The 12,512-nt window shown below is 65.0% G+C and carries 11 protein-coding genes; 7 read left to right on the top strand and 4 right to left on the bottom strand.

Annotated elements, in window-relative coordinates:
* Window positions 1-150 precede the first annotated feature (150 nt).
* The 4 genes from EOA75_RS18670 to EOA75_RS18655 all read right to left on the bottom strand — a co-directional run bounded on the left by EOA75_RS18670 (window position 151) and on the right by EOA75_RS18655 (window position 5,807).
* Window positions 151-714: an ActR/PrrA/RegA family redox response regulator transcription factor gene (locus EOA75_RS18670; protein ID WP_040974834.1), complete on the bottom strand. Its 564-nt coding sequence runs from the start codon at window positions 712-714 to the stop codon at window positions 151-153.
* Between the two features lie 107 nt (window positions 715-821).
* The gene (locus EOA75_RS18665) at window positions 822-2,147 is read right to left on the bottom strand and encodes an ActS/PrrB/RegB family redox-sensitive histidine kinase (protein ID WP_127324862.1); all 1,326 of its coding nucleotides are present in this window, start codon (window positions 2,145-2,147) and stop codon (window positions 822-824) included.
* Between the two features lie 257 nt (window positions 2,148-2,404).
* Complete coding sequence (hrpB, locus tag EOA75_RS18660) at window positions 2,405-4,864, bottom strand: ATP-dependent helicase HrpB (protein ID WP_127324861.1); 2,460 nt, start codon at window positions 4,862-4,864, stop codon at window positions 2,405-2,407.
* A gap of 52 nt (window positions 4,865-4,916) precedes the next feature.
* On the bottom strand, window positions 4,917-5,807 hold the full coding sequence (locus EOA75_RS18655) for a DMT family transporter (RefSeq protein ID WP_127324860.1): 891 nt from the start codon (window positions 5,805-5,807) through the stop codon (window positions 4,917-4,919).
* A gap of 23 nt (window positions 5,808-5,830) precedes the next feature.
* On the opposite strand from EOA75_RS18655, the gene EOA75_RS18650 reads away from it, so the two are divergent.
* The 7 genes from EOA75_RS18650 (at window position 5,831) to EOA75_RS18620 (ending at window position 12,404) form a co-directional block, all read left to right on the top strand.
* Complete coding sequence (locus EOA75_RS18650; protein ID WP_127324859.1) at window positions 5,831-6,520, top strand: PIG-L deacetylase family protein; 690 nt, start codon at window positions 5,831-5,833, stop codon at window positions 6,518-6,520.
* 238 nt (window positions 6,521-6,758) lie between these two features.
* Entirely contained in the window at window positions 6,759-8,090 is a 1,332-nt protein-coding gene (locus EOA75_RS18645) for an extracellular solute-binding protein (RefSeq protein WP_067003505.1), read from the top strand.
* Window positions 8,091-8,191: 101 nt separating this feature from the next.
* A complete protein-coding gene (locus tag EOA75_RS18640; protein ID WP_127324858.1) occupies window positions 8,192-9,139 on the top strand; it encodes a sugar ABC transporter permease in 948 nt (315 codons plus the stop codon).
* The gene (locus tag EOA75_RS18635) at window positions 9,136-10,086 is read left to right on the top strand and encodes a carbohydrate ABC transporter permease (RefSeq protein WP_127324857.1); all 951 of its coding nucleotides are present in this window, start codon (window positions 9,136-9,138) and stop codon (window positions 10,084-10,086) included. Before EOA75_RS18640 ends, EOA75_RS18635 begins: the two co-directional genes overlap by 4 nt.
* Window positions 10,083-10,289, top strand: coding sequence for a hypothetical protein (locus EOA75_RS18630; RefSeq protein ID WP_095799229.1), 207 nt, complete (start codon window positions 10,083-10,085; stop codon window positions 10,287-10,289). Before EOA75_RS18635 ends, EOA75_RS18630 begins: the two co-directional genes overlap by 4 nt.
* 2 nt (window positions 10,290-10,291) lie before the next feature.
* Window positions 10,292-11,398, top strand: a complete 1,107-nt coding sequence (locus EOA75_RS18625; RefSeq protein ID WP_127324856.1) for an ABC transporter ATP-binding protein — start codon at window positions 10,292-10,294, stop codon at window positions 11,396-11,398.
* On the top strand, window positions 11,391-12,404 hold the full coding sequence (locus EOA75_RS18620) for an ABC transporter ATP-binding protein (RefSeq protein WP_127324855.1): 1,014 nt from the start codon (window positions 11,391-11,393) through the stop codon (window positions 12,402-12,404). Before EOA75_RS18625 ends, EOA75_RS18620 begins: the two co-directional genes overlap by 8 nt.
* Window positions 12,405-12,512 lie beyond the last annotated feature (108 nt).

Genomic DNA, 12,512 nt, shown 5'->3' with positions numbered 1-12,512 from the left:
CCCCTCACCTGCCTGCCGGCATCCTCTCCCCGTATTGCGGGGAGAGGGCGCTCTCATCATGGTTTTCGCCAGTCGCCAGCGTTGCTAGGCGGCAGCCAGCGCTGCCTTCGACACTCGCCATCGGCAGCACCGTACGCGCGTTTAAGCAGGTTACCGCGGCGCCCGCTTTGCCAGAATCCGCTGCAGGGTGCGCCGGTGCATGTTGAGCCGGCGCGCGGTCTCGGAGACGTTGCGGTCGCACATTTCGTAGACGCGCTGGATATGTTCCCAGCGCACGCGGTCGGCCGACATCGGGTTTTCCGGGGGTGCGGCCCGCTCGCCCGCGGTGCGGGTCAGCGCCGCGAAGACATCGTCGGCATCGGCGGGCTTCGACAGGTAGTCGACAGCGCCGAGCTTCACCGCCGTCACCGCGGTGGCGATGTTGCCGTAGCCGGTCAGGATGATGGTGCGGGAATCGTCGCGCTTCTCGCGGATGGCGGCGACCACGTCGAGGCCGTTGCCGTCGCCCAGCCGCATGTCGACCACCGCATAGGCCGGCGGGCGGGCGCGCGCCTTGGCGACGGCCTCTTCCACGCTTTCCGCCGTCTCGACCGCGAAGCCCCTGGTTTCCATGGCGCGGGCAAGCCGGGTGAGAAATGGCTTGTCGTCGTCGACGATCAGCAGCGAGGTGTCCTCGCCTTCTACCATTGCGCCGGTGGGTTCTTCTGCGCTCATTTGCGTCAGCATCCTACTGCCTTACTTTTACGCAGATACAATTCTGCAACAGCAATGTCCAATTTTTACAGCCGGCAACAAAGCTGCCATGCGCCAAATGCATAGGCTCACGCACTGTCGAATGCGGTGCCCGGGGCATGCTCGGGATTGAGGAAGACGCCGCGAGGCCAGGTGATCTGCACCATCGCCCCCTCGCCGAGCCCGCTCGAATTGCGAAAATCGATCGTCGCGCCCGAGCGCTCCAGCAACGTCTTGGCGATGAAAAGCCCGAGCCCGAGGCCGCCGCCGGCCTCTGTCCCCTGGCGCGTCGACATATAGGGCTCGCCGATGCGGTCGATGATTTCCGGCGGGAAGCCCGGCCCGTCGTCAATGATCGAGAAGGAGACCTCCTCACCGTCCCAGTTCCAGCTGACGGTGACCGTGTCCTTGGCGAAGTCGACGGCGTTCTCGACCAGATTGCCGAGCCCGTAGATGACGCCGGGGCTGCGCTGCCCGACCGGCTCCGGGCCGATGCGCTCGCCGGGGCGCAGCCGGATCGAGATGCCGAAGTCGCGGTGCGGCGCCGTCACTTCCTCGACCAGCGAGGTCAGCGGCAGGCGCGAAAGATGCGCCTCGCCTTCCGAGGACAGGCTGGTCAGCCGCTTCAGGATCTCGCGGCAACGCTCGCTCTGCGAGCGCAGCAGCTTCACGTCCTCGCTGAATTTCGGATCTTCTCCCAGCGCCTTTTCCATTTCCTTGGCGACGACGGTGATGGTGGCCAAAGGCGTGCCGAGCTCATGCGCGGCGGCCGCCGCGAGGCCATCGAGCGCCGAAAGATGCTGCTCGCGCTGCAGCACCAGCTCGGTGGCGGCGAGCGCGTTGGCGAGCAGGCGTGCCTCGGCCGCGACGCGGAAGGCGTAAATCGCGGTGAAGGCGATCGAGGCGAACACCGCCATCCACATGCCGGCGACATAGATGAAGGGCATCGACAGCGGCGCGCCTTCGTACCAGGGCAGCGGCAGATGGAAGAACACAAGCAGCGTGGCCGCCGCGATGACCAGCGCGCCGAGCACCGCGGTGAGGCGCAGCGGCAGTGATGCGGCGGAAATGACGACGGGCACCGAGAGCAGGACCGAAAACGGGTTGGTCAGGCCGCCGGTCATATAGAGCAGGCCGGCGAGCTGCAGGCTGTCGATGGTGAGGATGACGAAGGCCGAGAGCGGGGTCAGCCGATGCGCCGCGGGATAGCGGAAGGTGAGCCAGAGGTTCATCCAGGCCGAGCAGGCGATCAGCGCGAAGCACAGCGAGACCGGAAGCGGGAATTTCAGCCCGTAGCCGACGACGAGCACCGCGATGCTCTGGCCGACAATGGCCAGCCAGCGCAGGCGGATCAGCGTGTTGAGCCGCAGCCGCTGGCTCTGCTGGGAATCGGGCGCGCGCAGAATATTGATCATCGACTTACGATTATAGCCGCAGGAGGGTGAGCGCTAGTAGCGCTGTGACTGCGACTTGACCGGTCAGCGGCCGTTGTTTCGGTTCACCATCATGAGGGCTTGATGATTGGCCTAGGCCCCTCGCGACTTCGTCATCCACGGGCGGAGCGACGCGAAGCGGAGCGCAGGCCCGAGGATGACGAAGTGATGGGCGTTTGCGCCAATCGCCAACGCACGTTGCCCACTAACGCGAATGGCCCGCCGAAAGCGGCACGAACCTATGTCCCGCGCGGCTTGGCGCGGCTGGTGGCGGCCGCCAGCAGCGGGTTTTCCGGCCAGACATGCTTAGGATAGCGACCGCGCATATCGGTGCGCACATCCGCCCACGAGCCGCGCCAGAAGCCGGGCAGATCGCGCGTCGTCTGGATCGGGCGATGCGCCGGCGACAACAGCTCCAGAGTCAGCGGCACCGTACCGCCCGCGACCGAAGGATGGCGATCGAGGCCGAACAGCTCCTGCACGCGGATCGCCAGCACCGGCCATTCGCCGTCATAGCGGATCGGCACATGGCTGCCCGAGGGCGCGTCGAAATGGGTCGGCGCCAGCGCGTCGACCTCGCGCTGCAGGTCGTGCGGGACCAGCGACATCAGCCCCGCCGCAAGCGCCGTCGGCCTGATCGCCGCGAAGGAGGCCTCGCCGGCAAGGAAAGGCAGCAACCAGTCGTCGAGACGGTCGAGAAGCGCCTGGTCCGAGACGTCGGGCCAGGGAGAACCGAGGCCGCGATAGAGCCAGCCGAGCCGCTGGCGCAGCGTTTCCGCCTCCTTGCCCCAGTCGAGCAGCGACAGGCGGTGCTCGCGCAGGGCGTCCAGCATGGCCCGATCGGCCTCGGCACCGGAAGGTGCGGGCAGCATGCGCTCGGAAAGGGTGATGGCGCCAAGGCGAGCGGTCTCGCGCACGCGCACGACGCGGCGCTCGCGGTCGAAACTCGTCTCGCGCTTCGTCTCGATGCGGTCGGCAAGCGCGGTGCGGATAAGGGCCTCGTCGACGGGCGCGGCGGCGGTGATACGGGCATTCTGCGCCTTGCCCTGCAGATCGGCGACGACCAGCCAGCTCTCGCCGGCAAGCGGATCGGCAGCATCGACCATCGCGCCGGAACCGTTGGCGAGCACGAAGCGGCCGCGCTCGCCGCGGGCTCTGGCGACACGATCCGGCCAGGCATGGATCAGCAAGGCGCCGGGCGCGGCTGGCGAGTCTGCCCTTGCCCCGCCTGCCTGCTTGGCCAGGCGTGCGGCAAGTTGCCGGGCGGCACCGGCGCGCGGCGATTTTTCGGCGCGGAAGCGGATCAGCCGCCGTTCCAAATCTGCGCTGTCGCCGCCAAGCCCGCGCTCCGTCAAAAGCACGGCAAGCATCGCCGCTTCCTGCGCCTGCCCGATCTCAGCCGCTTCGGCCACCATGTGCGCGAGCCGCACGGGCAGAGCGAGCTTGCGCATCGCCGCGCCCGCCTCCGTCAAGCGGCCGGCGTCATCGATTGCATGCAGCGCTTTGAGCAACACCCTCGCTTCGTTGAGCGCCGGCGCCGGCGGCGGGTCGAGGAAGGAAAGGCTCGACGGATCGGCGACGCCGAAAGCGGCGCAGTCGAGCAACATGCCGGAAAGGTCAGCCTCGAGGATTTCCGGCGGTGTGAAGGCGGGCAGCGCCGCCGTCTGCTCGGCACGCCACAATCGGATGGCGACGCCCGGCTGCGTTCGTCCGGCGCGGCCGGCCCGCTGATCGGCGGAAGCCTTGCTGACGCGCACCGTTTCCAGCCGGGTCAGGCCGCTTGCCGGCTCGTAGCGCGGCAGGCGCGACAGGCCGCAATCGATGACGACGCGCACGCCGTCGATGGTGATCGAGGTCTCGGCGATCGAGGTCGCCAGCACCACTTTGCGGCGGCCAGCCGGCGCCGGCTTGATCGCGGCATCCTGCGCCCTGTTGTCCAACTGGCCATAGAGCGGAACGATGTCTGTATCACCGAGGCGGTCTTTTAGCCGCTCGGCGGTGCGCTCGATCTCGCGCTGTCCGGGCAGGAAAGCGAGCACGCTGCCCTGCTCGGCGGCCAGAGCCGAGCGAACCGCCCTGGCCATCGCGTCCTCGACCGCCATGCCGGCCGGCCGCTCGTCATGGCGGATGTCGACCGGGAAGGCGCGGCCCTCGCTTTCGACCACCGGCGCCCCGGCCAGTAGTTTTGCGACGAGCGCGCCGTCGAGCGTCGCCGACATCACCAGCAGGCGCAGATCCGGCCGCAGCGCGCCCTGAACATCGAGCGCCAGCGCGAGGCCGAAATCGCCGTCGAGCGAACGCTCGTGGAATTCATCGAAGATTACCGCCGCAACGCCGGGCAGTTCGGGATCGTCGAGGATCATGCGCGACAGCACGCCTTCGGTGACGACGAGGATCTTTGTCCGCGCTGAAGTGCGGTTCTCCATGCGCATCGCGTAGCCGACTGTACCACCCGGCTCCTCGCCGACAAGCTCGGCCATGCGACGGGCGGCGGCGCGGGCTGCCAGCCTGCGCGGCTCCAGCAGCACGATCCTGCCTTCGCCGAGCCAGGGCGCGTCGAGCAGCGCCAGCGGCACCAGCGTCGTCTTGCCGGCACCGGGCGGCGCCACCAGCACGGCGCTGTTGCGCCCGGCGAGCGCCTCGCCGAGCACCGGCAGCACGGCGGATACCGGGAGTTCCGGCAAAATTCCTCTGTTCATGGCGTCCGCATATCAGCGGCCACGGTGAGCGCGCAACCTGTCCCGGAATTGCCTAAAGCCTGGTGCGCGTGAACGGGTTCCAGCGCACGGTGCCCAGCCGTACCTCCTCGCGAACCATGGTCAGCAGGCCCGAGGCGCCGAGCACCGCAAGGCCGGCCAGCGTCAGCAGGTCGGGATCTTCCCGGAAGAACAACGAGCCCAGCACCACCGCCCAGACGATCTGTGAATAATGCGTCGGCGCGATCCGGTTGGCGGGCGCGTATTTGGCCGCGAGAAGCTGCAACAGCTGACCGCCGGCGGTGAAGGCGCCGGCCATGACCAGCCAGATCAGCTGATTGCCATCCGGCAAGGTGAACGACGTTGCCGCCACACCGAGGCCATTGAAGAGCAGGCCATAGCCGACAAGCACGCCGAGCATCGTCGTGCGCTTCTCCTGCTGCGCCAGCGACCGCATCAGGATGACGCTGGTGGCGGCAAGAAAGGCGATGGCAAAGGCCGCGAGGTGGCCGAGATGAAGTTCGCGGAAACCCGGCCTGACAACCAGCATGACGCCGGCAAAGCCGGCGACCACGGCGAGCCATCGCCACGGCCCAACCTTCTCCTTCAGGATGAGAGTGGAGAGGATGGTGACGAACAACGGCGCCAGGAAAATCAACGCGTAGACTTCCGCCAGCGGAATGGCGGTGAAGGCATAGACGCTGAGCACGCCCGATGCGATGCCTGCCCAGGCGCGGGCCTGCACGGCCCAGGGCCGGCTGGTGCGCCAGAAGTCGCGCCAGCGCTCATCGGCAGGCCTTGTGAAGAACAGGAAACAGCCGGCAAACAAGGTTACGAAGAAGCCGATCTCGAAGACGGTGAACTGCCCGCCCAGGCTCTTGATGACGGCATCGCTCCACGAATAGCTTGCATAGGCGACGAGGGCGAGCAGGATTCCGTTCGGCACGTTCCATATCCGGGAGAAAAGAAGTGAAGATACTGGCGCTGGGGGCTCATCCCGACGATATCGAGATATTCATGTTCGGTACGCTGGCCGCCTATGCCGCGCTAGGCGCAGAGCTGACTTTTGCGATAGCCACGGACGGAGCCAAGGGCGGCAAGGGCGATCCGAAGTCGCTTGTCAAAACGCGGCGCGAGGAAGCGACCGAGGCGGCCGGCCTGCTCGGCGTCACACCGCGTTTCCTCGGTTTCCCCGACGGGGCGCTGGTTGCGGATGCCGCATTGATCGACACACTCAAGGCGCTGATCGGCGAGGTGCAACCGGACCTCGCGATTACGCATGCGCCGAACGACTATCACGGCGACCACCGCGCGCTGTCGGATGGCGTGCGCATCGCGGCGTCCTTCGAGGTACCGGTGCTGCATGCCGACACACTGGGCGGCACAGGTTTCTCGCCGTCGCATTACGTCGACATTTCCAGCCACTGGGACCTCAAGGCGCAGGCCATTCTCGCGCATCGCTCACAGGGGCCCGAGCATTATCTCAACGGTGCACGCATGCAGAACGCGTTCCGCGCCGGCCAATGCAACGGCGCGCCCGGCGCGCTGGCCGAGGCGTTCCGGTTCGAGCCCCTCTTCCCCTTTGCCGACATCCGCGAGCTGCTGCCTCCGGCGCCGCGGATCCGGCCGGTCACGGTGGGCCCGAAGACCGTCAGGTAGCCGGCTGAAGCACGAGCCGCCAAGCACCAACAGTTATTTCCCAACGATTTCAAGCACCGCTTTCGTCATGCTGCGGCGCAGCAACGAATTCGCTTGCGTTGTTTAGTAAAAAGAGCATCACTAAACAAATTACTAAACATCGGCGACGCGGCGCGCGCCATGTTCAGGCCCTCGGAGGAGCGAGGTTGAGGCTTTTGAAACCGTCATCCGGACGCGTTTCGCAAATGGGAGGTAAGGCATGAAATCGACCTTGAAACTGGCGTTGGGACTGGCCTCGGCGGCACTCGCGTCGACCGCCGTCTCGAACGCGGCGCATGCGGAAGACCTGACGCTTTGCTGGGCGGCCTGGGATCCGGCCAACGCGCTCGTGGAACTGTCCAAGGACTTCACCAAGGAAACCGGCATCGGCATGAAGTTCGAATTCGTGCCGTGGACCAACTATGCCGACCGCTTCCTTAACGAGCTCAACTCACACGGCAAGCTCTGCGACCTGATCATCGGCGACAGCCAGTGGATCGGCGGCGCGGCCGAGAACGGTCATTACGTCAAGCTGAACGACTTCTTCGACAAGGAGAAGATCAGCATGGACGACTTCGTGCCGGCGACCGTCGTCGGCTATTCCGAATGGCCGAAGAACACGCCGAACTACTGGGCGCTGCCGGCCATGGGCGACGTGGTCGGCTGGACCTATCGCAAGGACTGGTTCTCGCGGCCGGAACTGCAGAAGGAGTTCAAGGAGAAATATGGCTGGGACCTCGCCCCGCCGACGACCTTCGACCAGCTGAAGCAGATCGCCGAGTTCTTCCAGAAGCGGCAGATCGACGGCAAGACCGTCTATGGCGCCTCGATCTACACCGAGCGAGGCTCGGAAGGCATCACCATGGGCGCCATGGACGTGCTTTACAGCTACGGCTTCCAGTATGAGAACCCGAAGAAGCCCTATGAGATGGACGGCTTCGTCAATTCCGAGAAATCGGTGAAGGGGCTGGAATTCTACAAGGCGCTCTATGATTGCTGCACGCCGCCCGGCGCCTCCAACAGCTACATGGGCGAAGGCGTCGATGCCTTCAAATCCGGCCAGGTGGCAATGCACATGAACTTCGCCTTCACCTGGCCCGGCCTGCAGAAGGACGAGAATGTCGGCGGCGACAAGATCGGTTACTTCGCCAATCCGAAAGGTCCCGACGGCGACCAGTTCGCGCAGCTCGGCGGCCAGGGCATTTCGGTGGTTTCCTACTCCGACAAGCAGGAATCGGCGCTGAAATACATCAAGTGGTTCGCCAACAAGGACGTGCAGGCCAAGTGGTGGTCGCTCGGCGGCTATTCCTGCCTGAATTCCGTCGTCAAGGATCCGAAGTTCCCGTCCAGCCAGCCCTATGCGCAGGCCTTCCTCGACTCCATGGCGATCGTGAAGGACTTCTGGGCAGAGCCGAGCTACGCGCCGCTGCTGCAGGCCTCGCAGAAGCGCTTCCACGACTATGTCGTCGCCGGCCAGGGCTCGGCCAAGGATGCGCTCGACGGCCTCGTCAAGGACTGGACGCAGATCTTCCAGGACGACGGCAAGATGTAAGGCTCCTCCCGAGCAGGTGCGTCCCGTGCCGCCTAGGCACGGGACGCAGTTCAGATAAATTCCAGCGCCGAGGCTGACCAGTGACCGATGCAGGACTAACCATGCTCAATCGGACTGCGGACAACGCTGCACGGGCCACACCCGGGCCGTTGGCCAAGAAGATCCGAGGCATCAGCGACAAGGGCCTCGCCTGGCTGTTCATTTCGCCGACGATCCTTCTGCTTTTAGCCATCAACATCTTCCCGCTGTTCTGGGCGATCTACCTCTCCTTCACCAATTACCGCGCCAACCGCCCGAACGAAGTGGTCAAGAATCTCGGGCTTTCCAACTACAGGCGCATCCTCGGCGACCAGGATATCTGGATCGCGATGCAGACGACGGCGCATTTCGTCTTCTGGACCATCCTGCTGCAGACGGTGATCGGCTTCGCGCTTGCCTGGCTGATCGACCGGAAATTCCGCGGCCACGCCATCTGGACCACGATCATCCTGGTGCCGATGATGCTGTCGCCGGCGGTGGTCGGCAATTTCTGGCGCTTCCTCTACGAGCCGCAGATCGGACTGTTCGCCTACGCCGTCTCGTTCCTCACCGGCATCCCGCCGACGAATGTCCAGATGCTGTCCAATGTCGAGCTGGCGCCATGGGCGATCATCATCGTCGACACCTGGATGTGGACGCCTTACGTGATGCTGATTTGCCTCGCGGGTCTGCGTTCCATCCCAGAATACATTTATGAAGCGGCCGAGGTCGACCGCGCCTCCAACTGGCGGCAGTTCTGGTCGATCACCCTGCCGATGGCGCTGCCCTTCATCATGCTGGCGGTGCTGTTTCGCGGCATCGAGAACTTCAAGATGTTCGACATGGTCAACCTGCTCACCGGCGGCGGACCGGGCTCGACCACCGAGGTCGCCTCGATCACGCTGAAGCGGCAGGCCTTCGAAAGCTGGCGCACCGGCTATTCCTCGGCCTTCGCCATCATCCTGTTCGTCGCGGTGTTCGGCCTTGCCAACATCTACGTCAAGGCACTCAACAAGGTGAAGCAGAGATGAGCCTGACCACCGCCCATTCCGTCGTCGCACCTTCGACGAACTCGAAGCGGATCGCCGGCGTGCTCGTCGTCGGCTACGCGCTGATCTCGATCGTGCCGCTCTTGTGGATCTTCGCCACCAGCTTCAAGACGCCGCCGGATTCGATTGCCTATCCGCCGAAGATCGTCTTCCAGCCGAGCATCGAAGGCTACTGCAACCTGTTCACGACGCGCACTAGGCAGACGCCGGAATATATCAACGCGCTCGGACCGGCGACCGGCTTCTGCGACCAGACGGTGCGCAAGCGAAACATGGTGATCGCCGGCCCGTCGAACTTCCTGCCGCGCTTCGTCAACTCGCTGATCATCGCCTTCGGCTCGACCTTCTGCGCGGTGTTCCTCGGCACGCTCTCGGCCTATGGCTTCTCGCGCTTCAAGGTGCCTTTGGCAGACGACCTCCTGTTCTTCATCCTGTCGACGCGCATGATGCCGCCGATCGCCGTCGCGATCCCGATCTACCTGATGTACCGCGAGCTCGGCCTCTCCGACACCGCGCTCGGCATGATCCTGCTCTACACCGCGGTCAATGTCTCGCTGGCGGTCTGGCTGCTCAAGGGCTTCATCGACGAGATCCCGCGCGAATACGAAGAAGCGGCGATGATCGACGGCTATACGCGGCTGCAGGCCTTCTGGCGCACGGTGCTGCCGCAGGCGACCACCGGCATTGCCGCGACCGCCATCTTCTGCCTGATCTTTGCCTGGAACGAATATGCGTTCGCCGCGCTTCTGACCTCCGGCACGGCGCAGACGGCGCCGCCCTTCATCCCGACCATCATCGGCGAAGGCGGCCAGGACTGGCCGGCAGTCGCCGCCGGCACGACGATATTCCTGGTGCCGATCCTGATCTTCACCATCCTGCTCCGCAAGCAATTGCTGCGCGGCATTACCTTCGGCGCGGTGCGCAAATGAGCACGATCCAGCCTGCAAAACGCAAATCGCGTTGGCCCGTCTGGGCAAGACGCGGCCTGATGGAAAACATCGCCACGGCGATCATCGCCATCGGTTTCCTGATGCTGTTCCAGTCTTTGGCGCTGTCGCTCTACAGCTATTCCTTCGTCACCATGCTCGCCGGCACCGCCATGTTCATCGTCGTCTCGAAATTCCCGGAATAGAAATGGCCGAGATCCGTGTTCAGAACCTGAGGAAAGCCTTCGGCGAGTTCGTTGCCGTGCAGGATTCCAATTTCGTTGTCGAGGACGGCGAGTTCTTCGTCATGCTCGGGCCGTCGGGCTGCGGCAAGACGACGACGCTCCGCATGATCGCCGGCCTCGAACTGCCCACCGGCGGCAAGATCCTGCTCGGCGGCGAGGACGTCACCATGCGCCGGGCGCGCGAGCGTGACATCGCCTTCGTCTTCCAGCTCTTCGCGCTCTATCCGCATATGAATGTGCGCAAGAACATCGGCTTCCCGCTCTTGGCGCAAGGCATGGCGTCGGCCGAGATCCGCACGCGCGTCGAGGAGACCGCGAAGCTGCTGCGCATCGACCACCTGCTCGACAAGTCGGTCTCCGGTCTTGCCGGCGGCGACCGTCAACGCGTCGCGCTCGGCCGCGCCATCGTCAGGCGACCGAAATGTTTCCTGATGGATGAGCCGCTTGGGACCCTGGACACCGAGTTCCGCGATTTGATGGTGCATGAGCTGCGCGAGCTGCACAACCGCATCCACGCCACCACCGTCTATGTCACGCACGACCAGATGGAAGCGATGTCGATGGCCGACAAGATAGCGGTGATGAACCACGGCGTCATCGAGCAGTTCGGCAGCCCGCGCGAGATTTACGACCGGCCGGCCACGATGTTCGTCGCCGATTTCATCGGCTCGCCGCCGATGAACTTCTTGCGCTTCGGCGGTGGGCTCGCGAAGGGTGCGAAGGAGATCGTCGTGCAGGGCGCCAGCGTGACGGTCCCGGAAGTGCGCGAGGATATTGCGCCGGCCGACATGGCGCTTGGCATCCGCCCCGAGCACATCCGCTTCGATGATGCCTCGAAGCTGCGCGGCGCGATCTACGGCACCGAATATCTCGGCACCACGCAGATCGTCGCGGTGGAGACGGCTGACGGCATCATCAAGGCCCGGGTGCCGGCCGGAATCCATCTAAATACGGGCGAACAGGTAGGGCTGGCATTGAGCAGCGCGCGGCTGTCGCTGTTCGAGAAAGGCACTGGACGCGCGGTGAAAACCGTCATGTACGATCAGGCAGTGGAGGCGCGCCATGGCTGACGTGCAGATTCAGGGTGTGACCAAAAGCTTCGGCGAGACAGTCGCGGTCAGCGATCTCGACCTGCAGATCAAGGACGGCGAGTTCGTCGTGCTGCTCGGGCCGACCGGCGCCGGGAAGACGACGACGCTCAGGCTGATCGCAGGGCTCGAGTGGCCGGACAGCGGCACGATCCAGATCGGCGGCCACGATGCGACGGGGCTGTCGCCGGCCGAGCGCGACACGGCCTTCGTCTTCCAGCAATATTCGCTCTACCCGCATCTTTCGGTCTTCGACAACCTCGCCTTCCCGCTGCGCTCGCCGGCGCGGCGTTTTCCGGAGGAAGCAATCCGCCGCCGCGTCGAGGAAGTCGCGCGGATGGTGCGCATCGACCACAAGCTCAACAACCGCTCGACCAGGCTTTCGGGGGGCGAGATGCAACGCGTCGCCATCGGCCGCGCGCTGGTGCGAAAGCCCTCGATCTATCTGATGGACGAGCCGCTGTCCTCGCTCGACGCCAAGCTGCGCGCCGATCTCAGGCTCGAGCTGAAGCGCATCCAGTCCGAGCTCGGCGCCACCATGCTCTACGTCACGCATGACCAGATCGAGGCGATGACCATGGCCGACCGCATCGGCATCCTCTCCGAGGGCGTGCTGGTGCAGATCGGCACGCCGCGTGCGATCTATTCTGAGCCGGCAAACCTTCATGTCGCGGCCCGCCTCGGCCAGCCGGCGATCAACCTTCTGCCGGCAGGGCTGCTGCCCGACGGCGCCGCGCCCACCGGCACGACGACGATCGGCGCGCGCACCGAACATCTCGCGATCGAAAAGGCGGCGAACGGCCATGCCGACGGCGTCGTCGACTGGGTCGAGCATCTCGGCGACCAGAACCATCTGCATGTCACGGTGGGCGCCAAGAAGCTGGTGACGCTGACCGATCCCGACACGCCGCTCGCAAAGGGGGACAGAGTGACGATCCGCTATCGCTCGCCGCTTTATTTTGGGTCGGACGGGCACAGATTGATATAGCCGGCGCATCCGCACTTTTTGACGACCCGCAGATACGGACTGGACGAAATCCATGAAGCACTTTTTCAACCGCAAGGACTCGGTCGTTACCGAAGCGCTGGACGGTTA

Source organism: Mesorhizobium sp. M1A.F.Ca.IN.022.07.1.1, assembly GCF_003997575.1.
In the GTDB taxonomy this organism is placed as follows: Bacteria; Pseudomonadota; Alphaproteobacteria; order Rhizobiales; family Rhizobiaceae; genus Mesorhizobium.
Note: the sequence above shows the minus strand (reverse complement) of the source record. Positions and strands in the feature narration are given on the sequence as shown.

What these genes read in the sequence shown, in the direction of transcription:
- EOA75_RS18665 (WP_127324862.1), bottom strand. Translation starts at nt 2,147, where the DNA reads ATGATCAATATTCTGCGCGCGCCCGATTCCCAGCAGAGCCAGCGGCTG.
- EOA75_RS18635 (WP_127324857.1), top strand. Translation starts at nt 9,136, where the DNA reads ATGAGCCTGACCACCGCCCATTCCGTCGTCGCACCTTCGACGAACTCG.
- hrpB (WP_127324861.1), bottom strand. Translation starts at nt 4,864, where the DNA reads ATGAACAGAGGAATTTTGCCGGAACTCCCGGTATCCGCCGTGCTGCCG.
- EOA75_RS18630 (WP_095799229.1), top strand. Translation starts at nt 10,083, where the DNA reads ATGAGCACGATCCAGCCTGCAAAACGCAAATCGCGTTGGCCCGTCTGG.
- EOA75_RS18640 (WP_127324858.1), top strand. Translation starts at nt 8,192, where the DNA reads ATGCTCAATCGGACTGCGGACAACGCTGCACGGGCCACACCCGGGCCG.
- EOA75_RS18645 (WP_067003505.1), top strand. Translation starts at nt 6,759, where the DNA reads ATGAAATCGACCTTGAAACTGGCGTTGGGACTGGCCTCGGCGGCACTC.
- EOA75_RS18670 (WP_040974834.1), bottom strand. Translation starts at nt 714, where the DNA reads ATGAGCGCAGAAGAACCCACCGGCGCAATGGTAGAAGGCGAGGACACC.
- EOA75_RS18620 (WP_127324855.1), top strand. Translation starts at nt 11,391, where the DNA reads ATGGCTGACGTGCAGATTCAGGGTGTGACCAAAAGCTTCGGCGAGACA.
- EOA75_RS18625 (WP_127324856.1), top strand. Translation starts at nt 10,292, where the DNA reads ATGGCCGAGATCCGTGTTCAGAACCTGAGGAAAGCCTTCGGCGAGTTC.